Genomic DNA, 23,685 nt, shown 5'->3' with positions numbered 1-23,685 from the left:
ACCGGGTGCCGGCGATTTCAGCAAGCTTTTATTGAAAAGACAGACAATTACCGATATAGTGAAAAGGCAACTGTTACGATAAACGAAATAATTATCCGGGAGGCTGAGCGTGTGTCGAAAAAAGCTGTTGAAATAGAAGATTTACTCGAATTAATATCCGTGACCGACCCGAAGATTTCACCCGACGGGAAACGTGCGGTATTTGTCCAAACAAAGATGGACGAAGAAGAAAATACATACCATTCGCATGTGCACCACATCTCGCTGGAAACCGGCGAATCGGTCCCCTGGACTTACGGGAAAAACCGCAACAGCCAACCCGCTTGGTCAGCAGATGGCCGCCACATCGCTTTTCTATCCGACCGCAACGATAAGAATCAAGTGTACCTCCTGTCGGCAAGTGGCGGGGAAGCACGCGCTTTGACAGATTTTGAAAAAGGGGTGAGCAGTTTCCGCTGGTCGCCTTGCAATAAGAAAATCTGGGTCAATGCGCTGGTGCAGGACGGCAAAACCTTCACGGATCAAGAAGCGGAACAAGAGGACGACAAGAAAAAGCCTGAACCGTACCGCACCACGGGCATGAAATACAAAATGGACGGCACCGGGCTAATCGAGCAGGACTATCACCGTCAAATCGGATCTGTGGACCTGGAAACAGGAACAGTGGAGCAGTTGACGGAAGGGCCTTATCATTTCGGCTTGGAAGCCATTTCCCATGACGGCACGAAGTTGGTGTACGGATCGGCCAAAGAAGAAAATCAGGATTTCATTTTCCGCCAGTCGCTCTACATGCGCGATTTGGAAACCGGGGAAGAGACGTCCATCATCGAACAAGATGGATATTACGGGAACGCTGCGTTTTCCTTCGATGATGAACGCTTGGCGTTTGTCGGCCATTCACGCGCTTACGAAAATGCCACGCAAGCCGACTTGTATGTGTATGAAACAACAAATGAGACGGCGCAATGCCTGACAGAAGGCATCGATGCCCCAATCGGCGATTATGTCGTCGCGGACCATCAGCAAGGTGCGCAGGCTCCGGGCGTCGTCTGGACGCAGGATGACCATTTGTACTTCCAGGTGTCTACGGAAGGCGATGTGCGCCTGTATTTCGCTTCACTTGATGGTGCGGTGTACCCGGCATCTCCGGAAGATGAGCATGTCTACGGTTATGATATCGCAAGAGACGGCAGCTTTGCGCTTGCTACCATCAGCACTCCGGTGTCTCCTGGAGAACTTTTCAAACTCGCCATTTCGACCGGTGAGCGCAAAGCACTGACTTCCTGCAATGCAAAGTATCTTGAACAAACAGAGTTGATTGCAGCGGAAATCGTTTCGCACACAACAGAAGACGGCTTTGACGTACATGGCTGGCTTATGAAGCCCCGTGGATTCGAAGCAGGCAAAAAACATCCGCTGGTCGTCAATATCCACGGCGGCCCGCATGCCATGTACGCCAACACATTCGTCCATGAAATGCAAGTGCTTGCAGCAAACGGCTATGGCGTCTTGTATGTCAATCCGCGCGGCAGCCACGGCTACGGCCAAAGTTTTGTCGATGCGGTGCGTGGCGATTACGGCGGAGGGGATTACCGGGACATCTTAGGGGCGCTCGACAATGTTCTTGCAGAAAACGACTGGGTGGATACGGAGCGCCTTGGCGTGACCGGGGGCAGCTACGGCGGCTTCATGACCAACTGGATCGTCTCGCATGACGATCGCTTTAAAGCGGCTGTAACCCAGCGTTCGATCTGCAACTGGATTTCCTTTTTCGGGGTTTCAGACATCGGCTATTATTTCAGCGAATGGCAGCACGGAGCCGCTATGGACAATGTCGATAAGCTATGGGAGCATTCCCCGCTGAAATACACGAAAGACATCAACACGCCGCTGCTCATCTTGCATTCGGAGAACGACCACCGCTGCCCGATCGAGCAAGCGGAGCAATTATTCATCACGCTGAAGAGCATGCACAAGGAAACTGAATTTGTCCGTTTCCCGGAAGCTGACCATAATTTATCGCGCACCGGCAAACCGAATTTGCGTTTTGCCAGGTTGCAGGAAATTGTCGGCTGGATGGAGCGGCTCTAATTATAGAAGAAAAGCCAGGCGGAGAGTTTTCTCCGCCTGGCTTTTTTGGTTAGCGCCCTTTGAATTCCGGTTTGCGTTTCTCGCCGAACGCGAGCAGTGCCTCGACGCGGTCTTCTGTTGGGATCGTGATCTCGTATGCTTTCCGTTCGATTTGAAGCCCTGTCTGCATATCGGCGTTCATGCCGTTTTTGATGGCAAATTTGGCCTGTTGCAATGCGATCGGCCCGTTTGCTAGGATCGAATCCGCAAATTCGCCTGTCACTTGCGCCAAATCGTCGCCCGCAGCGAGGCGGGTGACGAGGCCGTACTCAAGCGCCTCCGAAGATTTCAAGCGGCGCGCGGTCAAGATCAGTTCCATCGCTTTCGCTTCACCGATCAATCTTGGCAGACGCTGCGTGCCGCCGGCGCCCGGGATGATCGCAAGGCTCGTTTCGGTCAACCCGAGCAATGTATCGTCCGCAGCGATGCGGAAGTCACACGCCAAGGCGAGCTCCATGCCGCCGCCGAACGCATAGCCATTAATCATGGCAATCGTCGGCTGCGGCAAGTTTTCGATGGTCGTGAACACTTCACCGATTTTATATATATTGCGCTTGACCTGGTCTTGCGTCAAGGTCTTGCGTTCTTTCAAGTCGGCCCCGACACTGAAAGCCTTGTCGCCGGCCCCGGTGAAGACGACGACCCGGATATCCGGATTGATGCGGATCGCTTCTGCCACTTGGCCAAGTTCAGCGAGCATATCGTAATTGAATGCATTCATCGCATCCGGCCGGTTCAATGTAATGAACGCCAAATTTCCTTTTTGTTCATAATGAATTGTTTCCATATCCATCCCCCTTTGATAATCCATCCGTTAAAAACATACCACTTTTTGGACTAATCTGTCACCAAACTCTATAATGGGAACAACAGGGGGGAGCTCATTCATGAATCAGGTTACATATCTCCGTATATACCGCATCGTTTCCATGGCGATCCGATTTTATTTGCAAGTGGCGCTTTTCCAAAGGCGCAATAGGGGCAAGTGGACACCAGTCGTCGAACAGCGCTGGAATGAGCTCGTCACCCGCCAGGCAAAAGAATACAAGGAATTGGCGCTCAAGCTGGGCGGCTTGATGATTAAATTGGGCCAATTCCTGTCGACCCGGGCGGACATCATGCCGCCGAGCTTCTTGGCGGAACTTGAAGGATTGACGGACCGCGTACCGTCCGTTCCGCGAAAAGACATCATCGAAGTGCTCGAGCAGGAATGGAATGTCGAGCACGGCAATTATCTGGATGAATTGTCGGATCAGGCGATCGCTTCCGCATCCATCGGCGAAGTGTTCAAAGGCCGCTTGAAAAACGGCACCGAAGTCGCTGTCAAAGTCCAGCGCCCGGGAACCGACCGCATCATTCGTGCCGATTTCCAGGCGATGCGCATCGTCATTTGGCTCGCAAAGAAATTCACCCCGTTCACGAAGCAAGTCGATTTTGACCAATTATATGTCGAGATGACCGAGACGATCGGCGCTGAACTGAACTTCGTCCGTGAACTCCAGAACGGGCGGGCTTTCGCGGACCGCTTCGCAGAAATGGCCGGCGTCCACATTCCGCTTTATTACGATGAATACACGACGCGCCGCGTATTGGTGATGGAATGGATTGAAGGCGCAAGAATAACCGACATCAGTTTTATCGAAGAGCATGGGCTCAACCGTCACGAAATTTCCGAGCGATTGTTCATCCTGTTCTTGGAGCAAGTGCTGTATGGCGGCCAGTTCCATGCTGACCCGCACGGCGGCAATATCCTGTTGAAGCCGGACGGCACTATCGTGTTGATCGATTTCGGCATGATCGGCACGATTTCCGAGCGTGATTCGCAGGCAATCCTGTTGATTGCGGAAGGCATCTTGTTTAAGAATTATGAACAGGTGCTCGACGGTTTGGAGGCTTTGCGCTTCCTGCTGCCGAATGCAGACCGCGACTTACTAGCGGATGCTGTTGAGCGGCTCGTCGCGGCTTACGAATCGAATGAATTGATGCAAATGGACAGCTTTGTGGTCGAACGGCTCTTGAAAGACATGCAAGACATTGTCCGCACGCAACCGGTGCAGCTGCCAGCGGAATTTGCCTTTTTCGGCCGTGCGACATCGATTTTCGTCGGCGTTCTGCATGTATTGGATCCGAATGTCGACCTCTTTGCCCTTGCGCGTCCGCGCGTACTGGAATGGGCTTCGACCAAGCGGGAAGGAAAAGGGATCTTCGGCAAGGAAGACGTCTTCCGTTGGATTCTCAATTCAACAGGACCGGCGCGCGCATTCCCGAAAAAGCTCATCAATTTCCTAGACGAACCAGAACGCATCCGCCATTACCTGGAGAACAAAGAGGGACGCGAGCGGGAGCATCAGCGCAATCTGCAAAGCCGGATGTTCGCCGGCATCTTCTCGCTATTATCGTTTTCCGGGATTTCATTATCCGTCTGGTTCTGGCACGAACCGTTCCTATGGGTTTCGTCGGTGTTTTTCGTCGGCTCCCTGTGGGCGTTCCGCGCCATCCGTTAAATAGAAAATCGCCCTATCGAAATGCAGGTGTTGGGCCTGCATGCCGGTAAGGCGATTTTTCTATATGATAGATGAATTCTGCCCGGTTCTTCCGGCATAGCAAAAAACCCATTGAAATCGTCCTTTTTTAACTGGCGGCTCTTGCAATTTCCGGATTCCCGGTTAAAATTAAAATAAGAACACTTGTTCCTATTAGCTGGGGGGTGAGGAAATGCCCCTGATTTCAAGGGCGGAAATAGCCGTGTTTGAGAAGCGGGTGCAATTGCCGATGGTGCTCCTCATTCTGGAGCGGGATCGCGAGTGGATCAGAAAAAGCCCTTTCAAACTGAAAGCTCCTTATGTGGAATTGCTGGACCGGGCGATCGAGCGGGCAAGGGAGGACTTGGCCGAAACCATCGCATTGATGCGGGCCGATGGCATGAAGGTCAGGCGGGGAAGTAAAGACGACAATTTCTCGGAATATGTATTTTGCCATGGCGGTTATGAAGACCACCGCCGCTATTTGAATATTCGTTTGAAAAATGCCGTTGAAGAGTTATTGAGGTTTTATCTGTCCGCAGCCGCTAAATCAATTTAATCCAGTGGCTGCTGGCTGCGGGGCGGAAATGCCCGCTTCGTCACATAATTCATCCGGTGGTTATGGACGCGCTGTGCTTTCTTGAAATAGCGGCGCAAAGACCCGGTGAAGGAGTGCTGGTTCCGAAGCGCGATGGGAGAGATGTCCGCAGGGACGACGACGCCATTGCTGAGCGATACCAAACTGCCCCGTCCGCTGTCATCTGCAGCAATCAAATCGATGGCATCGAAATTGAACCAGATGGAATCCTTGTTTTTCGGAGAGTGCGTAGGAAAGAAAATCAATGGGTTCCCATAATACTCGCCGACGATGATCGGCGGCTTATGCTTTACGCCAATAGCTTTTTGCGCATAGAGCGTGGCGCTGGCAAGAGAGCCCCGATAGAAAGAACACGACTTCGCCACGATTTTATAAACCGATTCCTCCACCAGGAATTCGCTGCGGTCTTCGATGACCCTTGTCAAGAGCCGGTGGCCGTCCATATACGGAAGCAGCGCATACGTATTACTGCAAATTGTATAGGAAACGGGATATTGATTCTTCTTACCCATGAACATTTACCCCCTAAATTTACTTTACATACCTCATTATAATAAAAAATGGAAAATACACAATAATTATTTTTCGAAAAAATTATTTTTTCAATCTCGTTGTAATTTTCAAAAAACTCTTGCTTCTTTCTTGCGCTTTCGTGTATACTAATGAAAAGCATTCGGGGTGAAGAAGAATGGAAAACTATTATTCTTATGCTGACTTCATGAAAGCGATGGCTCAAACGAAAAAGATCACGGAAGCGGAAAAGCTGCTGAATGAGATCTATTTGGATCTGTTCTTGAAGCATGTTCACCGCGAACAGCAAGAAACACAATTGCTTGCCCTTATCGACGAAGCCCTGGATCATAACGACCGCAAATCTTTCGCCACATATACTGCACAGCTGCAAGAGCTGAAGCGGGAAGAAGAATAACAGGACCGTCCGGAGAAACTCCGGGCGGTTTTTTTTTGCGCTTTGTAGCCGCTACTTGCACTTCCAACAGAACGCAAACTCCGCTTCCAGATCGGGGATAAGTTGAATATACTTCGGAAAAAACATACGTTCGCTTTTTGTTAGGGGAATTTTAGGGCATATGTTAAAGTAGAAGTAGTGAAAAATACGGGAGGACATATCCATGAAAAAGGAATTTAACCTGCAAGCTCCTTATGAACCGGCGGGCGACCAACCGGAAGCCATCGCCCAATTAACCAAAGGCATCCTCGACGGAAAAAGGTTCCAGACCTTGCTCGGTGCGACAGGTACGGGGAAAACCTATACAATGTCGAATGTCATTCAACAAGTGAAAAAGCCGACATTGGTCATGGCGCACAACAAAACTTTGGCAGGCCAGCTTTACAGCGAGTTCAAGGAATTTTTCCCTGACAATGCCGTAGAATACTTCGTCAGCTATTACGATTATTACCAGCCTGAGGCATATGTGCCGCAGTCGGATACATTTATAGAAAAAGATGCAAGCATCAACGATGAAATCGATAAATTGCGCCACTCAGCGACCAGTTCCTTGTTCGAACGCGACGATGTTATCGTCATCGCCTCCGTTTCCTGCATTTACGGCCTCGGTTCCCCGAAAGAATACCGGGAACTCGTCGTTTCGCTGCGCAAAGGGATGGAAATCGAACGCAACCAGCTGCTCCGAAAATTGGTCGACGTGCAATACGAGCGCAACGACATCAATTTCATCCGCGGGACGTTCCGCGTGCGCGGCGATGTGGTCGAAATCTTCCCGGCGTCGCGCGATGAGCGCTGCTTGCGTGTGGAATTTTTCGGTGATGAAATCGACCGCATCCGGGAAGTCGATGCCCTGACAGGGGAAATCATCGGCGACCGTGAACATGTAGCCATCTTCCCGGCGTCCCACTTTGTTACGCGCGAAGAAAAGATGGTCCAGGCCATCGAGAACATCGAAGCGGAGCTGGAAGAACGGTTGAAGGAAATGCGCGCGGAAGATAAATTGCTCGAAGCGCAGCGGCTCGAACAGCGTACCCGCTATGATTTGGAAATGATGCGCGAGATGGGCTTCTGCTCAGGCATCGAAAACTATTCGCGCCACCTGACGCTGCGTCCGGCAGGCGCACAGCCCTATACATTGATCGATTACTTTCCGGATGATTTCCTGCTGGTCGTCGACGAAAGCCACGTTACTTTGCCGCAAGTCCGGGGCATGTTCAACGGTGACCAGGCGCGCAAAAAAGTGCTCGTTGACCACGGTTTCCGACTGCCGTCCGCCATGGACAACCGCCCGCTGACTTTTGACGAGTTCGAAGAGCATATCGACCAGGCGGTATTCGTGTCAGCGACGCCGGGGCCATACGAACTCGAACACACCCCTGAAATGGTGGAACAGATTATCCGCCCTACTGGCTTGCTCGACCCAGAAATCGAGGTGCGCCCGATCGAAGGGCAAATCGATGATCTTATGGACGAAATCCAGCAGCGCAAAGAACGCGGGGAACGTGTATTGGTCACGACCTTGACGAAGAAGATGTCGGAGGATTTGACCAATTACTTGAAAGAAGCGGGCGTCAAAGTCAATTACCTGCATTCCGAGATCAAGACGCTCGAGCGCATCGAGATTATCCGCGAATTGCGGATGGGTGTCTACGACGTGCTGGTCGGCATCAACTTGCTGCGTGAAGGCTTGGACATCCCGGAAGTTTCATTGGTGACAATTCTTGATGCCGATAAGGAAGGCTTCTTGCGTTCGGAACGTTCACTGATCCAGACGATGGGACGTGCCGCGCGAAACGAGAACGGCCATGTCATTATGTATGCGGACCGGATCACGGATTCGATGCAGAAAGCGATGGACGAGACGACCCGTCGCCGCACCATCCAGGCGGCTTATAACGAAAAACACGGCATTACGCCAGTGACCATAAAGAAAGAAATCCGCGACGTTATCCGTGCGACAGAAGCAGCGGAAGAAGCGGAAGAGTATGTCAGCAAAGCGGTCGAGGGCAAGAAACTCAACAAAGAGGATCGCATGAAGCTCGTCACCTTGCTCGAGAAGGAAATGAAAGAAGCGGCAAAAGCGCTCGATTTCGAACGTGCCGCAGAGCTGCGTGATACAGTGCTGGAATTGAAAGCGGAAGGATGATAGGACTTGAAAAACCAAGAGATACGCATACAAGGCGCGCGTGCCCATAACTTAAAAAACATCGATGTGAAAATCCCCCGCGACAAACTGGTCGTCATGACCGGCTTGTCCGGATCCGGGAAATCCTCTTTGGCGTTCGATACGATCTACGCAGAAGGCCAGCGCCGCTACGTCGAATCCTTGTCGTCTTATGCACGGCAGTTTCTCGGCCAGATGGACAAGCCTGATGTCGATTTGATTGAAGGCTTGTCTCCGGCGATTTCGATCGATCAGAAGACCACTAGCAAAAACCCGAGATCGACGGTTGCGACCGTTACGGAAATCTACGATTATATTCGGTTGATGTATGCGCGGATCGGCAAGCCGATCTGCCCGAACCATGGCATCGAGATTTCTTCCCAAACAGTCGAACAGATGGTCGACCGTTTAGTTGAATACCCTGAGCGGACGCGCATGCAAGTGCTGGCGCCTCTCATATCCGGACGAAAGGGCACCCATGTGAAATTGCTCGAGGACATTAAAAAACAAGGATACGTACGGGTCCGCATCAACGGCGAACTCATCGATCTGGATGACAATATTTCGCTTGATAAAAACAAAAAGCATTCCATTGAAGTGGTCATAGACCGCGTCATCATGAAAGACGGAATCGCCCCGCGCTTGAGCGACTCGCTGGAGTCGGCCTTGCGTCTCGGGGAAGGGCGCGTGCTGGTGGATGTCATGGACGAAGAGGAGTTGCTGTTCAGCGAACATCATGCCTGCCCGATTTGCGGATTTTCCATCGGTGAATTGGAGCCGCGCATGTTTTCATTCAACTCGCCATTCGGGGCATGCCCTGAATGCGACGGGCTTGGCATGAAACTGGAAGTCGACCCTGAACTGGTCATTCCGGATTGGGAGGTCAGCCTCGCGGACCATGCCATCGCCCCTTGGCGCCCGACCAGTTCCCAATACTACCCTCAATTGCTTCAGGCGGTGTGCAAACATTTCGGGATTGAAATGGACGTGCCGATGAAAGAATTGCCTGAAGATCAGGTGAACATCATCCTGTATGGTTCCGATAACGAAAAAATCCGTTTCCGCTATGAAAATGACTACGGCAAAATCCGCGACAGCCATATTTTCTTTGAAGGCGTGCTCGCGAATGTCGACCGGCGTTACCGGGAGACCAGTTCCGATTACATCCGGGACATGATGGAGAAATTCATGGGCCAGCAGCCGTGCCCGACATGTTCAGGCTATCGGTTGAAACCGGAGTCATTGGCAGTCAAAGTCAATGACCTGCACATCGGGCAAGTCGTTGAATATTCGATTACGGAAGCGCAAACGTTTTTTGACAGTTTGACGCTGTCGGAGAAAGACCGCCAGATCGCGAACATGATCCTCCGCGAAATTCAAGAGCGTGTTGGTTTCTTGATCAATGTAGGGCTCGACTATTTGACATTGAACCGTGCATCGGGCACTTTGTCAGGCGGCGAAGCCCAACGGATCCGCCTCGCAACACAAATCGGCTCGCGGTTGACCGGCGTTCTTTATATTCTCGATGAACCTTCAATCGGGCTTCATCAACGCGACAACGACCGGTTGATCAGCACATTGAAAAATATGCGCGATATCGGCAATACGCTGATTGTCGTGGAACACGACGAAGATACAATGATGGCGGCGGATTACCTGATTGATGTGGGCCCGGGAGCGGGCGTTCACGGCGGCGAGATTATTGCAGCCGGGGCACCCGAAAAAGTGATGAAAAACAAGAAGTCGCTGACCGGCCAGTATTTGAGCGGCAAGAAGTTCATTCCGTTGCCGGCTGAACGCAGGCAGCCGAATGACCGCAAGATTTCAATCCGCGGAGCCTCTGCAAATAACTTGAAAAATGTCGATGTCGACATTCCGATCGGCTTGTTCACAGCGGTAACCGGAGTTTCAGGTTCTGGAAAAAGTACATTGATCAATGAGATTCTCTACAAGTCACTAGCCCATAAACTGAACCGGGCGCGGGTCAAGCCGGGGCAGCACAAATCGGTTGAAGGCATCGACGAACTGGAAAAAGTCATCGACATCGACCAGTCGCCGATCGGGCGCACGCCGCGTTCCAACCCGGCCACTTATACAGGCGTGTTCGATGATATCCGGGATGTGTACGCGACGACCAATGAAGCGAAAGTGCGCGGCTATAAAAAAGGGCGTTTCAGCTTCAACGTCAAAGGCGGGCGCTGTGAAGCCTGCCGTGGCGACGGCATCATCAAAATCGAAATGCATTTCCTGCCGGATGTATATGTGCCCTGTGAAATCTGCCACGGCAAGCGCTATAACCGCGAAACGCTGGAAGTGAAATATAAAGATAAAAACATTGCAGACGTGTTGGAAATGACGGTAGAAGACGCGTACGGATTCTTCGAGAACATCCCGAAAATCAACCGTAAATTAAAAACCATTGTCGATGTCGGCCTTGGCTATGTGACGCTCGGTCAGCCGGCGACTACACTGTCCGGTGGCGAAGCGCAGCGTGTCAAATTGGCTTCTGAGTTGCATAAACGCTCCAATGGCAAGTCGTTCTATATTTTGGACGAACCGACGACCGGACTCCATGCCGATGATATTTCTCGCTTGCTGAAAGTGCTGCAAAGGCTAGTGGACAATGGCGATACCGTGTTGACGATCGAGCACAATCTCGATGTCATCAAAACGGCCGATTACTTGATTGACCTCGGACCGGAAGGCGGGGACAAAGGCGGCACGATCTTGGCAACTGGTACGCCGGAAGATATCGCTAAAGTGGAAGGTTCCTATACAGGCATGTACTTAAAACCGATTCTTGAGCGGGACCGCGCGCGCATGAAAGAACTGGTCGGCAAGGCAAGCGCCAAGAAAAGAAAAGCAAAGTGAAACTTTCCTTCGCTCCAAACGTATCATTAAAGTAGAACAGGAATTTCTGCGAAGGCAAAATTCCGAAGAGGAGGCCAAACGATATGCAAAGTGAAAAAGAACGCATTTTGGACATGGTTGAAAATGGCACGATCTCGGCACGCGAAGCGGTTGAGCTATTGAAAGCGATCGACGGCGGGGAAACGGGCAATGCTTCAAAAGAGTATGGGCGTGAAACTTATCGCAGTTCACGCGGCAAGCGTGGTTTCTTCCGTCCCGAAGACATGTTCAAAAAGTTCTCGAAAGACTTTTCGAAGGATTTTTCCAAGAACATGTCCAAGGATTTCAATCAACTGGGAGACCGGATGATGCATTTCATGCAGACGTCCGCCGACAAGTTGAAAACGATGGAATTCGATTCGCCATTTGGCGAAGCAACGCGTTTTGAACATACCTTTACGGAAGAGGGTGCGGAACTCCACACGATCATTGCCGATATCGCTAATGGGCAATTGGAAGTTTTCCCTTCACAAGACGGTTCAATCCGGGCAGAATGCAGCGTCAAAGCATTCCGCGCAGAATCTCCGGAACAGGCAAAACAAGATTTTCTTGAGAAATTCGTATTCATTGCAGACGACCGCAAATTGCGGATCATCAGCGATATGAAAACGACGCAAGTGAATATCGTCTTGTACGTGCCGGCAGCGGCGTTCGAACAAATCGTCGTCCGCTTATTCAATGGCGGGTTCACGATGAAACGCCTCGATGCCGCTTTGATCAAAGTCAAAACCGCAAACGGCAAAATCGACCTTAAAACGATCCAATTCGAGGAAGCCGAGCTTGAGACAGCCAATGGCCCAATCCAGATGATGGAAGTGAAAGGCCGTGAAGTCGAAGCGGAAACTTTGAATGGGCGCATTTATATCGATGGGGAGATCGAAGACATCGACGCGAAGTCCTTGAATGGCAATGTCGTCGCGACGACACGCAGCAAAGAAGCGAAGAAACTCGAAGCGAAAACCTTGGCGGGCAATGTGGAGATTTACATCCCGCAGCATTTGGCGATCAGAGGGGAAGTATCTTCAAATCTTGGGCGCATGGACGTCATGCTGCCGGATATCAATAGCAGCCACGAACAAGGCCAGTTTATGCAAAAGAAAATGCATTTCTCGAAAAGTAGGGACGTGGAGTCTGCAGGCGGGCCATTGCTCGTGTATGGCGAAACCAAAACCGGTTCGATTCTCGTGCGTTATTTGACAATCGACTGAACAAAGCGAAAAAAGCCCCGTGGAGAATTTTCTCCACGGGGCTTTTTAGCGTTAATTTTCCATACAAGTAATGGCGAAGCTGATGGCGCGGGCACAGCGCTTGCGGTATTCATCGGATTGCAGCAAGGCTGCTTCGTGCCGGTGAGTCATGAATCCGCATTCGACAAGAACAGCGGGCATGACAGTATCCCGCAGCATGGCAAAATCCGCTGTTTTCAACCCGCGGTCTTTGCGCTGGGTCGACATAATCAGCGAATCCTGGAGCAACTGGCCGAATTTCCGTGTGCGTGCCGGCGCTGCCGGGTAAATAAAGCTTTCGATGCCTTGTGCGGGGCTGTAATTATTTCCTGCCGCATTTGCATGGATCGATACCAACAGTTCTGCACCGGACCGGTTGGCAAAGCCCACTCTTTCTTTCAAGGGCACATCACGGTCGTGCTGGTGGCTGAACAACACCGTATAACCATCTGCCGCTAAGCGATTTTTCACTTCTTCTGCGACCGCATTGTTGAAATGGAATTCGCGCATCCTGCCGTCGGGTGTCCGCTTGCCGATCGTTCCTGGCCCGTGTCCTGCATCAATGATAATCTTCATGTAACATTCCCCCTTCATTCCTTATATAGAAGGAAAGGGCGAGAAAGGGGACGAAATTCTTCAATTTCTTTTTTTCCATGTTAAAATAAAAGCAAACCGACCACAGAGTGAAGGAATTATTTGGGAAATTCAATTTGTGCAGCCGGGGGAATGAGGGAAAACTATGGGACAAGTAACAGTAAAACAAGTGATGGATACGTTCGGGCTGAAATTGATCAGTGGCCAGGAAGGCATCGGGCGGCGTATCGCCATCAGTGATATTTCAAGGCCGGGACTGGAAATGGCCGGCTATTTCACCCATTATCCAGCAAACCGCATGCAATTGCTCGGAAAAACGGAACTGTCGTTTTTCGCGATGCTCAAACCCGAGGAACGGCTTGACCGGATGATGAGATTGTGTGCAGAGGATACGCCAGCCATCATCGTTTCCCATGGCGTTGAAGTGCCGGAGGAATTGGTCATCGCCTCTTCCGAAAAACACGTGCCGGTGCTCGGGACGAATATGACCACCACCCGCTTCTCGAGTTTGCTGACGAACTTTCTGGAAAGCCGTCTCGCTCCGACGACCGCTGTACACGGTGTGCTGGTCGATATTTACGGCATCGGCGTGCTCATTACCGGTAAAAGCGGTGTCGGGAAAAGTGAAACCGCATTGGAACTCGTCAAGAAAGGCCATCGCCTCGTAGCGGATGATTGCGTGGAGATCCGCCAAGAAGGCGAAAGCACGCTTGTCGGGCACCCGCCGAAACTGATTGAGTATCTGCTCGAAATCCGGGGTGTCGGCATCATTGATATCATGACCCTGTTTGGGGCAAGTGCCGTGCGTAATTTCAAGCGCATTTCTCTCGTCATCGATCTCGAGCTATGGGATCCAGACAAAACTTACGACCGTCTCGGCTTAGAGGAAGAGACGATGAAAATCATCGATACCGAATTGACGAAGCTGACGATTCCTGTACGTCCAGGACGCAACCTTTCTGTCATTATCGAAGTAGCCGCGATGAACTACCGCCTGAAACGGATGGGGGTCAACGCTGCTGAGGAATTCTCCAAGCGGCTTGATGATGTCATCGCGCAGGATACAAATTAAGCGAATGGGAAGGTGCATTATATGTATTCAGTTTTAGCAGCGATCGATCCGGTGGCATTTTCCCTCGGGCCGATCGATGTCCGTTGGTATGGCGTCATCATTGCCACCGGCATCGTTATCGCATTTCTTGTAGGGCAGAAAGAAATGGTCAAGCGCGGCTTGCACCCGGATTACTTGACCGATCTATTGATCTGGGCGGTGCCGCTGGCGATTGTCGGCGCCCGTATCTATTACGTAATGTTCGAATGGGAAAATTATCGAGACCAACCCGCTCAAATTATTGCCATTTGGAATGGCGGGATTGCAATACACGGGGCGTTGATCGCTTCCGTCATTGTTGCCTACGTATTCACGAAACGCCGCAATACGCCATTTTTGAAAGTTGCGGACATCTTGGCGCCGAGTATTTTGATCGGCCAGGCCATCGGGCGCTGGGGCAATTTCATCAACCAGGAAGCGCACGGCGGGGAAGTATCGCGCCAATTTCTTGAAAGTCTGTTCATTCCCGATTGGATCATCAATCATATGTACATAGATGGTGCTTATTATCACCCGACCTTCCTCTATGAATCGATGTGGAGCCTGGTGGGGATCATCATTTTGCTGCTGCTGCGGAAAGTCAATTTGGTGCGCGGGGAAATGTTCTTCTTTTATATAATCTGGTATTCGGTCGGCCGTTTCTTCATTGAAGGAATGCGCACCGACAGCTTGTATGTCATCGGCGAATTGCGCGCTGCACAGCTTGTGTCGGTCATCGCGGTCGTCATTGGGCTTGCGTTTATCATCTACCGGCGCGTGGCCATCAAAAACCCGCCGCGCTATTTGGATAAATAACTAGGAAAGAAGAGATTGAATGTCGACAGTGAAAAATGGCTTGAAAGCCGGATTAAAGACTACGTGGTCACTCGGGAAAATCATTTTCCCGATCACTTTACTCGTTACGATGCTGCAATTCACGCCGGTATTGCCGTTTGTCATCGATTTGGTGGCGCCAATCATGGGAATTTTCGGCCTCAGCGGCGAGGCGGCCGTTCCGCTCGTGCTCGGCAACGCGCTCAATCTGTATGCCGGGATTGCCGGGATTTTATCGCTTGAACTGACCGTCAAAGAAGTATTCATCCTGGCGGTTATGTTATCGTTCTCCCATAACATCTTTATCGAAACCGGCGTCGCTTTGAAAGTCGGCGTCCGTTTATGGGTCGTCTTGGTGGTGCGTTTCGGGCTTGCGGCTTTGTCCGGCATTTTGATCAATCTGTTCTGGTCGGGCGGCGGAGAGATTGCGCAATACGGCTTTGCGCCTGAAGTTGCTGCTGCTCCGGAAACATGGCTCGGCATTTTCTTGCTGGGCTTGGAGAAAGCGAGTTTCGGCGTGCTTCAGCTGGCGATGATCGTCATCCCGCTCATGCTGATGATCCAAATATTGAAAGACCGCCATTATTTGCAAAAAATCTCAAATATGATGGGGCCGCTCACACGGCTGATCGGCGTCGAGAAGAACACTTCATTGACGCTGGCCTCCGGATTGATTTTTGGCTTGGCGATGGGCGCGGGCGTGATGATTCAAGCAGTCCAGGAAGACGGTGTCAGCCGCAAAGATGCGACACTCGCCTTTATTTTCCTGGTAGCGTGCCACGCAATCGTCGAGGATACGCTGATTTTCATCCCGCTCGGCATCCCGATCTGGCCATTGCTGTTGATTCGGGTTATCACCGCCCTCGCCTTGACGATATTCATCTCTTATCTATGGCGGCGGGCTGAAGACAATCGGAAGGAAGTGCTCTCTACATGAACAAGGATATAACGACTTTATTGTTTGATTTTGACGGGACATTGCTGGATACGAATGAATTGATCGTCCAGACATTCCTGTCGGTACTCGGCGAACATTTCCCAGGCGAATACGGCCGGGAAGATGTCCTGCATTTTATCGGGCCTTCATTGGAGCAGACATTTACGGAAATCGCACCGGGCAAAGTCAGCGAGCTGAGCGATCAATATCGCCGTTTGAACCGGACGCTCCATGACGAACTGGTGGCGGAATATGACGGCGTGGCGGAAACTTTGCGGACTTTGAAGTCGAGAGGCTTGAAGATGGCGATCGTTTCCACCAAGCGCGAAGAAACGATCTTGCACGGCTTGAAGCTGATGGGCGTGCACGATGTATTTGATGCCTTGGTGGCATTGGATCATGTGCAGAACCCGAAGCCTCATCCAGAGCCGCTCGAGCTGGCGTTGCGGCTATTGGAAGCGGATCAGCAAGAAGCCTTGATGATCGGGGATAATTCACACGATATCGAAGGCGGGAAAAATGCCGGCGTCCGCACCGCGGGCGTCGCATGGGCTGCTAAAGGGGAAGAGTTTTTAGCGAGCTTTGAACCGGATTTCATGCTGCAGCATATTTCCGATCTATTGGAATTGACGAAAGCGGGCGTGAAATGAGACGCACCGAGCGCTACCCGGTCGAAGGGGCGAATTCGCTTTGGCATATCTACAAAACCGTGCCGTTCTGGAAAGTCGCGAAGAATTTCCTGGTCATCCAGACCGCTCGCTACACGCCGTTCTTGCCATTGAAAAACTGGCTTTACCGGAAATTTCTTGGCATGAAAGTCGGCCGGGAAACCTCGTTTGCGCTCATGGTCATGCCAGACCTCATGTTCCCCGAACGCATACAGGTCGGGGACAATACCGTCATTGGCTATAATACGACCATTCTCGCGCATGAATACTTAATTGAAGAATACCGGCTCGGCGACGTCTTGATCGGCGACCGTGTCATGATCGGAGCAAACAGTACGATTTTGCCCGGCATCAAGATTGGGGACGGCGCCATCGTCTCCGCTGCCACGCTCGTCCATAAAGATGTACCGGCTGGAGCTTTTGTCGGCGGCAATCCGATGAAAATCATCTATACAGCCGAAGAAATGGCCGATCGACAAGCAAAATCCTGAAAGCTCAGCGCTTTCAGGATTTTTTATATCCTCCTTGCTTGACGGGCCGAAGCGGCTTGCGCTAAAATAAGAATCACTTTAACGATTCATCACTCTAGCGAACTAAAGTGAAATAACCTACAAATAGGAAGTGTTCAACGATGACCATCGAAATGTTTGAAAAACCATTAGGCATGCGTGACGATTTTCCTTTAATTGCAAAACAGAAAGCGAATTTGAGAAAACAAGGCACCAACTTGATTGAACGCGCAGGATACGAACTCTTGCAGACGCCGACTTTGGAATATTACGAAACGATCGGGAAGATCTCTGCCATTTCAGATGACGCGTTATTCAAGCTGCTCGACAGCCAAGGAAAGACGCTTGTCTTGCGGCCGGACATGACATCCCCGATCGCACGGGTGGCGGCATCGAAGTTATTGCGCGAAAAAATGCCGATCCGGCTCGGCTATTACTCCAATGTGTTCCGTGCGCAAAAGCGCGAAGGTGGGCGCCCTGCAGAATTCGAGCAGATGGGCGTCGAGTTGATCGGCGACGATTCCCTTTATGCGGATGCCGAAGTGATCAGCCTGGCTTGGGATATCCTGAAGGAATTGGGTGTCGGTTCTGCCCGCATCGTCATCGGCCACACGCGGCTGCTTGAACTGATATTGGCGGATTTCGGTCTGGATGCGGAAGAAAGCGGCAAAGTGCGCGAACTGTTTGTGGCGAAGAACGGCGTGGGGGTCGAACAATTGGCACAAGAGCTGCCGATCCCTGAAGGCAAACTGGCATCGTTCCTGAAATTGATGCAGGCAACCACAGTAGCCGATTGGAAACGATGGATCAATGAAGAAAATGAAGAGCAACGCGAGCTTTACCGCGACATGGAGCGTCTTGAAGGGCTGCTCGGACGCAACGGCCTCGGCGATGCGATTACGTTTGATATTTCCTTCAGCAGCCACATGACTTATTACACCGGATTGGTGTTCGAATTCTACGGAGCTGGCAGCGGATTTCCACTAGGCAGCGGTGGGCGCTATGACGGCTTGATGGAGCAATTCGGCTTACAGGTCGGCGCGACGGGATTCGGGTTGCGGGTCGACCGTTTACTGGAATCGGTGACTGCTAAGAAAGCCGAGCAACCGCACACGTTGATCTTATTCGATGAACAAAGCGAGCAAAATGCATTCGATAAAGCACAACAATTAAGAATTTCAGGAAAGCGGGTGACCTTGCAGTATGCGCCGGCCGTTAAAGCGCTTGCGCCATTCACTGCCTTGTTCACCGAAGTCATCAGAGGGGAGGAGCTGCGAAATGGATGAATTGACAATTGCCATGCCGAAGGGCAGGATCTTTGAAGAAGCATACGAGCTATTGGTCGGGGCGGGTTATGACCTGCCGAAAGAGCTCGACGACTCGCGCAAGCTCATCGTCGAAGCGCCGAATGAAAAATTCCGCTTTATTCTCGCGAAGCCGATGGATGTGCCGACTTATGTCGAGCACGGTGTAGCGGATATCGGAATTGCCGGAAAAGACGTCTTGCTTGAGCACGACCGCGACGTACACGAGTTACTGGATCTCGGCATCAGTGAATGCTATATCGCGACAGCCGGCTTGCCGGATACGGAAATGGATGAAGTGACGCCGCGGATTGCGACGAAATATCCAGCGGTGGCTTCGCATTATTACCGCAGCAAAGGCGAACAAGTCGAGATCATCGAATTGAACGGTTCGATCGAATTGGCGCCGCTGATCGGCTTGTCCGACCGAATTGTGGACATCGTGTCGACCGGGCGCACCTTGAAAGATAACGGCCTGGTGGAATACGAGAAAATCGCGGACATCACATCGCGCCTCATCGCAAACCCGGTAAGCTACCGCTTGAAGCAACAGCGCATTACAGAATTGGTCGACAAACTGCGGGAGCAGGTGGGACGATGAACATCCAGCGCCTGACAGATGAGTTGTCGATTCGGCGCCAATTAGCCGACGGTACAGAGCAGCAATTGCAAGCGGTGAAAGAAATCATTCAAGCGGTGCGTACAGAAGGCGATGCAGCCTTGTTGCGCTTTGCAAAAAAATGGGACAAAGCCGAGTTGTCCGCATTAAAGGTGACACAAGAAGAAATCCAACAGGCAGCGGAGCGTTTCGATCCCCAATTGCTCGCTGACCTGACAGAAGCGGCGGACAATATCCGCCGCTATCATGAAGGCCAACAGCAACAAGGCTACCGCCACGACCGTGCAGACGGATCGTATGTCGCGCAGCGCGTCACGGCGATCGAATCTGCTGGCTTGTATGTTCCCGGCGGCACGGCGGCCTATCCATCGTCCGTCTTGATGAATGTCATTCCGGCACAAGTGGCCGGAGTCGGGCGCATCGTCGTAGTCTCACCTCCTGATAGTGAAGGGAAGTTATCGGACGGCGTGCTCGTTGCGGCACATATCCTCGGGATTGAGGAACTATATAAAACAGGCGGGGCACAAGCGGTCGCGGCACTCGCTTATGGAACGGAATCGATCCAGCCGGTCGATAAAATTACAGGGCCAGGCAATATTTTCGTAGCGCTCGCAAAACGCGAAGTGAACGGGGATGTGGCGATTGATATGATCGCAGGTCCGAGCGAAATCGCCATCATCGCCGATGACAGTGCGCACGCAGACGAAGTGGCGGCAGATTTATTGTCACAAGCAGAGCACGATCCACTCGCAAGTGCTGTATTATTAACAGAGAGCCGTGCGCTAGCTGAACAAGTTGTTGAGCAAGTGACAAGCCAATTGGCAACTTTGCCGCGCGCAGCGATTGCTGCGGCGTCAATCCGTGACCACGGCGCCATTTATCTGGCGGACAGCCGTGCTGACTTGATCAAAGCTGCCAATCAATTGGCTCCGGAGCATTTGGAAATCATGACAGAAGATGCGGAAGCAGTAGCGGAACAAATTGATCACGCCGGCGCGATTTTTATCGGCCGTTATTCATCGGAACCGGTCGGGGATTATTTTGCCGGCACGAATCACGTGCTGCCGACCAATAGCACGGCACGCTTTTCAAGTGCCTTGTCTGTCTATGATTTTGTTAAACGGACGAGCATCGTCTATTACAGCGAGCAGGCATGGCGTGAAAACCAAGAAAAAATTGCAAGGCTCGCAAGGCTGGAAGGCCTCGAAGCACACGCACGCGCAGTCGAATCGCGCGCTTGGAAAAAGGAGAGTCAATCATGAGGAAATCGGATATTACGCGAAAAACCAATGAAACGGAAATTGCCGTCAGCTTCTCACTTGATGGAAAAGGGCAGGCGGATATCAATACAGGAGTGCCGTTCATGGACCATATGCTGGATCTTTTCATCAAGCATGGCCAGTTTGACGGCCGCATCCACGCAAACGGCGATACCCATATCGACGATCACCACACGACAGAAGACATCGGCATTGTCCTTGGGCAGGCAGTGCTTGAGGCACTTGGCGATAAAAAAGGCTTGCGCCGCTACGGCAATGCATTCGTGCCGATGGATGATGCGCTCGCGCAAGTGGTCATCGACTGTTCGAACCGCCCTCACCTGGAATTCCGCGGAGACATCCCGAATGCCAAAGTCGGCGCATTCGATACGGAACTGGTCCATGAATTTCTGTGGAAGTTCGCGCTGGAATCGCGCATGAACGTCCATGTCATCGTCCATTATGGGCGCAATACGCACCACATTATCGAAGCGGTCCTCAAGGCGCTTGCCCGCGCGCTTGACGAGGCAACGATGATCGATCCGCGCGTGGAAGGCGTCCCGTCGACAAAGGGGCTTTTAACATGATCGTCGGCATCATCGATTACGGCATGGGCAATTTATTCAGCGTCGAACAGGCTTTGAAAAAACTGGAATGCACCGTCATCACCTCAGACGATGCGGAAGTGTTGGCAGAAGCGGATGCGATCTTGCTGCCGGGCGTCGGCGCCTTTCCGGATGCCATGAAGCGCTTGGATGAAAAAGGCTTGGCCGAATTCATCCGTTCGCTTCCGGAGCGGGAGATTCCATTGCTCGGGATTTGCCTCGGCATGCAATTATTGTATGAAGACAGTGAAGAAGGCCGGGCGGTCAATGGGCTTGGTTTACTGAAGGGCCATATCCGGCGTTTCCCGAAAGGCGCACACCGCATCCCGCATATGGGCTGGAACCGTCTGACCTTCATGCAACAGCCGTATTGGCTCGAAGATATTCTTGAAGATACACATGTCTATTTCGTCCACTCGTTTTTGGCGACTGAGACGGCTCGCACAGAAGTCTTTGCGACGGCCGAATACGGAGGGCTTGAAGTGCCAGGGGTTGTCGGCAGCGGATTGATTACCGGAATGCAATTCCATCCGGAAAAATCGGGAGAATTTGGCCATTATTTATTGGCGCAGTGGATTGCAAATGTCAGGGGGGATTTCCATGAGTGAATTTCAAATTTATCCGGCGATCGACTTGAGGGGCGGCAAATGCGTCCGTTTATTTCAAGGAGATTACGGCCAGGAGACGGTCTATGCGGATTCGCCTGTCGAAATGGCGAAAAGTTTTGTAGAGGCCGGAGCCAAGTGGATTCACATGGTCGATTTGGACGGCGCGAAAGATGGCAGCCGCATCAACGATCAAGTGGTCATCGAAGCAGCGAAACTCGATGCCAACATCCAAGTGGGCGGCGGCATCCGCAGCCGTGAAGACATCAATCATTATTTATCGAACGGGGTTGCCCGTGTTATTATTGGCAGTTTGGCTGTAAGAGAGCCGGAACTCGTTGCGTCATTTATCGAGGAGTTCGGCGCAGAGCGGATCGTCATCGGCATCGATGCAAAAGACGGCATGGCAGCGACAGAAGGATGGGTCGAAACGTCCCATAAGCCGGCATCTGAAGTGGCCGCTTATTTTGCATCAAAAGGGGCGAAGCACTTCATCTATACCGACATTTCGACGGACGGCACGCTTGCCGGCCCGAATATTGACGCCAACCGCAAGCTCGTCGCAGATGACGCTTCTCAAGTCATCGTCTCCGGCGGGATCGGCACGCTTGACGATGTGAAAAAAGTCAAGCAAGCGGCAGCCGACAGCCCGATTGCCGGACTCATCATCGGCAAAGCTTTGTATGAAAACCGCTTCACGCTTGAGGAGGCGCTGTCATGCTGACAAAACGCATCATTCCGTGCCTCGATGTCAAAGAAGGGCGCGTCGTCAAAGGCGTGAGCTTTGTGGAACTTCGGGATGCGGGGGATCCTGTGGAACTCGCTAAATTCTACGACGAACAAGGCGCAGATGAATTGGTCTTTTTGGACATTTCCGCTTCCCACGAAGGCAAAGAAACGATGGTTGAAGTGGTGCGCATTGTGGCGACAGAACTATCGATTCCCTTTACAGTAGGCGGGGGCATCCGCACGCTGGATGATATGAAACGCATGCTGCGCGCAGGCGCGGATAAAGTTTCACTGAATACGGCAGCGCTCGACCGGCCGGAACTGATTAAAGAAGGCGCGGATTTCTTCGGGTCGCAATGCATCGTCGTCGCCATCGACGCGAAAAGAAATGGCGACAGCTGGGACGTCTATACGCATGGAGGCCGCAACCGGACCGAATGGGATGCTGTCGAATGGGCGAAAAAAGCGGTCGCTTTAGGGGCTGGGGAATTGCTTTTGACCAGCATGGACAGCGACGGCCAAAAAGACGGATTCGATGTCGCGCTCACCAAGGCGGTGCGTGATGCGGTCGAAGTGCCCGTCATTGCAAGCGGCGGGGCAGGCAACCGAGAGCACTTCAAGGAAGTTTTTGAACAGGCAGATGCGGATGCAGCGCTTGCGGCATCGATCTTCCATTATAAAGAAACAAGCGTCAGAGAAGTGAAGCAGTATCTGCAGCGAGAAGGAGTGAATGTCCGGTGACGAATGTGAAATACGATGAGAACGGGTTAGTGCCCGTCATATTGCAAGATGCATCTACAAAACAAGTGCTGACTCTGGCCTATGCCAACGAGGAAGCGGTCAAGCGCACAATCGATACAAAAGAAACCTGGCTGTACTCAAGAAGCCGCAAAGAACTTTGGAACAAAGGCGCGACAAGCGGCAATACGCAGCGCGTCCAGTCCGTGCAGATCGATTGCGACGGCGATTCCTTAATCTATGAAGTGATCCCGAACGGCCCCGCCTGTCATACAGGGGAGACGAGCTGCTTCCATGAAACTTTGGCGGGAGAACGCGCCGCTTCAGCATCAGACATGATCACAGAACTTAGCGCTTTGATCAAACAACGCGAAAGCGATATGCCGGAAGGCGCCTATACGACTTACCTGTTTGAAGAAGGCGTTGATAAAATCTGCAAGAAAGTCGGGGAAGAAGCAGCAGAAGTCATCATCGCAGCAAAAAACCGCGATGCGCGTGAACTGGCAACGGAAAGCGCAGATTTGCTATACCATCTCCTCGTGCTTCTCCAAGAACAGAAAGTCGATTTCAAAGAAGTGACAGGCGTGCTCGAAGAACGCCACGCCGCGAAAAAGGACAAGTAAATAACAGGGAAATATGCTATAATAACAGCACATTTAGGGATAGGGACGATTTCG

At 51.8% G+C, this 23,685-nt stretch carries 23 protein-coding genes; 20 read left to right on the top strand and 3 right to left on the bottom strand.

What is annotated here, in order from left to right:
- The first annotated feature begins 111 nt into the window (after positions 1 to 111).
- Entirely contained in the window at positions 112 to 2,091 is a 1,980-nt protein-coding gene (locus AB9R92_RS03485; protein WP_370668126.1) for a S9 family peptidase, read from the top strand.
- A 49-nt stretch (positions 2,092 to 2,140) separates the two neighbouring features.
- On the opposite strand, the gene AB9R92_RS03480 is transcribed toward AB9R92_RS03485, so the two are convergent.
- Positions 2,141 to 2,917: an enoyl-CoA hydratase-related protein gene (locus AB9R92_RS03480; RefSeq protein ID WP_370668125.1), complete on the bottom strand. Its 777-nt coding sequence runs from the start codon at positions 2,915 to 2,917 to the stop codon at positions 2,141 to 2,143.
- Positions 2,918 to 3,017: 100 nt separating this feature from the next.
- On the opposite strand from AB9R92_RS03480, the gene AB9R92_RS03475 reads away from it, so the two are divergent.
- Together AB9R92_RS03475 and AB9R92_RS03470 are read left to right on the top strand one after the other, a co-directional pair.
- Positions 3,018 to 4,634 (top strand): ABC1 kinase family protein, encoded by a 1,617-nt coding sequence (locus AB9R92_RS03475; protein WP_370668124.1) that lies wholly within the window; start codon positions 3,018 to 3,020, stop codon positions 4,632 to 4,634.
- Positions 4,635 to 4,845: 211 nt separating this feature from the next.
- The gene (locus tag AB9R92_RS03470) at positions 4,846 to 5,211 is read left to right on the top strand and encodes a YhjD family protein (protein ID WP_370668123.1); all 366 of its coding nucleotides are present in this window, start codon (positions 4,846 to 4,848) and stop codon (positions 5,209 to 5,211) included.
- Here AB9R92_RS03470 and AB9R92_RS03465 read toward each other — a convergent pair.
- Positions 5,208 to 5,762 carry a competence protein ComK gene (locus AB9R92_RS03465; protein ID WP_058381275.1) on the bottom strand — a complete coding sequence of 185 codons (555 nt, stop codon included), beginning with the start codon at positions 5,760 to 5,762 and terminating at the stop codon, positions 5,208 to 5,210. The genes AB9R92_RS03470 and AB9R92_RS03465 overlap by 4 nt on opposite strands.
- Before the next feature lie 176 nt (positions 5,763 to 5,938).
- On the opposite strand from AB9R92_RS03465, the gene AB9R92_RS03460 reads away from it, so the two are divergent.
- From AB9R92_RS03460 to AB9R92_RS03445, 4 genes are all read left to right on the top strand, one after another.
- On the top strand, positions 5,939 to 6,178 hold the full coding sequence (locus AB9R92_RS03460; RefSeq protein WP_370668122.1) for an IDEAL domain-containing protein: 240 nt from the start codon (positions 5,939 to 5,941) through the stop codon (positions 6,176 to 6,178).
- Between the two features lie 202 nt (positions 6,179 to 6,380).
- Entirely contained in the window at positions 6,381 to 8,363 is a 1,983-nt protein-coding gene (gene uvrB, locus AB9R92_RS03455) for an excinuclease ABC subunit UvrB (RefSeq protein ID WP_370668121.1), read from the top strand.
- A 6-nt stretch (positions 8,364 to 8,369) separates the two neighbouring features.
- Positions 8,370 to 11,252 (top strand): excinuclease ABC subunit UvrA, encoded by a 2,883-nt coding sequence (gene uvrA, locus AB9R92_RS03450; protein WP_370668120.1) that lies wholly within the window; start codon positions 8,370 to 8,372, stop codon positions 11,250 to 11,252.
- An 83-nt stretch (positions 11,253 to 11,335) separates the two neighbouring features.
- Positions 11,336 to 12,499, top strand: a complete 1,164-nt coding sequence (locus AB9R92_RS03445) for a DUF4097 family beta strand repeat-containing protein (protein WP_370668119.1) — start codon at positions 11,336 to 11,338, stop codon at positions 12,497 to 12,499.
- A gap of 51 nt (positions 12,500 to 12,550) precedes the next feature.
- Here the strand turns inward: AB9R92_RS03445 and AB9R92_RS03440 are convergent, their stop codons facing one another.
- Positions 12,551 to 13,093: an N-acetylmuramoyl-L-alanine amidase family protein gene (locus AB9R92_RS03440; protein WP_370668118.1), complete on the bottom strand. Its 543-nt coding sequence runs from the start codon at positions 13,091 to 13,093 to the stop codon at positions 12,551 to 12,553.
- Positions 13,094 to 13,256: 163 nt separating this feature from the next.
- Between AB9R92_RS03440 and hprK the strand changes: the two genes are divergently transcribed.
- The 13 genes from hprK to hisIE all read left to right on the top strand — a co-directional run bounded on the left by hprK (position 13,257) and on the right by hisIE (position 23,631).
- On the top strand, positions 13,257 to 14,183 hold the full coding sequence (gene hprK / locus AB9R92_RS03435) for an HPr(Ser) kinase/phosphatase (protein WP_370668117.1): 927 nt from the start codon (positions 13,257 to 13,259) through the stop codon (positions 14,181 to 14,183).
- A 21-nt stretch (positions 14,184 to 14,204) separates the two neighbouring features.
- Entirely contained in the window at positions 14,205 to 15,017 is an 813-nt protein-coding gene (lgt, locus tag AB9R92_RS03430) for a prolipoprotein diacylglyceryl transferase (RefSeq protein ID WP_370668116.1), read from the top strand.
- A 19-nt stretch (positions 15,018 to 15,036) separates the two neighbouring features.
- Positions 15,037 to 15,972 carry a nucleoside recognition domain-containing protein gene (locus tag AB9R92_RS03425; RefSeq protein WP_370668115.1) on the top strand — a complete coding sequence of 312 codons (936 nt, stop codon included), beginning with the start codon at positions 15,037 to 15,039 and terminating at the stop codon, positions 15,970 to 15,972.
- Positions 15,969 to 16,622: a pyrophosphatase PpaX gene (gene ppaX, locus AB9R92_RS03420; RefSeq protein WP_370668114.1), complete on the top strand. Its 654-nt coding sequence runs from the start codon at positions 15,969 to 15,971 to the stop codon at positions 16,620 to 16,622. Before AB9R92_RS03425 ends, ppaX begins: the two co-directional genes overlap by 4 nt.
- Positions 16,619 to 17,131: an acyltransferase gene (locus AB9R92_RS03415; RefSeq protein ID WP_370668113.1), complete on the top strand. Its 513-nt coding sequence runs from the start codon at positions 16,619 to 16,621 to the stop codon at positions 17,129 to 17,131. Before ppaX ends, AB9R92_RS03415 begins: the two co-directional genes overlap by 4 nt.
- A 140-nt stretch (positions 17,132 to 17,271) precedes the next feature.
- Entirely contained in the window at positions 17,272 to 18,435 is a 1,164-nt protein-coding gene (hisZ, locus tag AB9R92_RS03410) for an ATP phosphoribosyltransferase regulatory subunit (RefSeq protein WP_370668112.1), read from the top strand.
- Complete coding sequence (hisG, locus tag AB9R92_RS03405) at positions 18,428 to 19,054, top strand: ATP phosphoribosyltransferase (protein ID WP_370668111.1); 627 nt, start codon at positions 18,428 to 18,430, stop codon at positions 19,052 to 19,054. Before hisZ ends, hisG begins: the two co-directional genes overlap by 8 nt.
- Positions 19,051 to 20,334 carry a histidinol dehydrogenase gene (hisD, locus tag AB9R92_RS03400; protein WP_370668110.1) on the top strand — a complete coding sequence of 428 codons (1,284 nt, stop codon included), beginning with the start codon at positions 19,051 to 19,053 and terminating at the stop codon, positions 20,332 to 20,334. The genes hisG and hisD overlap by 4 nt, the downstream gene beginning before the upstream one ends.
- On the top strand, positions 20,331 to 20,918 hold the full coding sequence (hisB, locus tag AB9R92_RS03395; protein ID WP_370668109.1) for an imidazoleglycerol-phosphate dehydratase HisB: 588 nt from the start codon (positions 20,331 to 20,333) through the stop codon (positions 20,916 to 20,918). The genes hisD and hisB overlap by 4 nt, the downstream gene beginning before the upstream one ends.
- Entirely contained in the window at positions 20,915 to 21,544 is a 630-nt protein-coding gene (hisH, locus tag AB9R92_RS03390; RefSeq protein ID WP_370668108.1) for an imidazole glycerol phosphate synthase subunit HisH, read from the top strand. The genes hisB and hisH overlap by 4 nt, the downstream gene beginning before the upstream one ends.
- Positions 21,537 to 22,265, top strand: a complete 729-nt coding sequence (gene hisA / locus AB9R92_RS03385; RefSeq protein ID WP_370668107.1) for a 1-(5-phosphoribosyl)-5-[(5-phosphoribosylamino)methylideneamino]imidazole-4-carboxamide isomerase — start codon at positions 21,537 to 21,539, stop codon at positions 22,263 to 22,265. The genes hisH and hisA overlap by 8 nt, the downstream gene beginning before the upstream one ends.
- Positions 22,259 to 23,011 carry an imidazole glycerol phosphate synthase subunit HisF gene (gene hisF / locus AB9R92_RS03380; RefSeq protein WP_370668106.1) on the top strand — a complete coding sequence of 251 codons (753 nt, stop codon included), beginning with the start codon at positions 22,259 to 22,261 and terminating at the stop codon, positions 23,009 to 23,011. The genes hisA and hisF overlap by 7 nt, the downstream gene beginning before the upstream one ends.
- Positions 23,008 to 23,631: a bifunctional phosphoribosyl-AMP cyclohydrolase/phosphoribosyl-ATP diphosphatase HisIE gene (hisIE, locus tag AB9R92_RS03375; protein ID WP_370668105.1), complete on the top strand. Its 624-nt coding sequence runs from the start codon at positions 23,008 to 23,010 to the stop codon at positions 23,629 to 23,631. Before hisF ends, hisIE begins: the two co-directional genes overlap by 4 nt.
- Positions 23,632 to 23,685: the final 54 nt, after the last annotated feature.

The organism is Planococcus sp. SSTMD024 (assembly GCF_041320495.1).
In the GTDB taxonomy this organism is placed as follows: Bacteria; Bacillota; Bacilli; order Bacillales_A; family Planococcaceae; genus Planococcus.
This window is presented reverse-complemented; position numbering and strand designations above follow the sequence as displayed.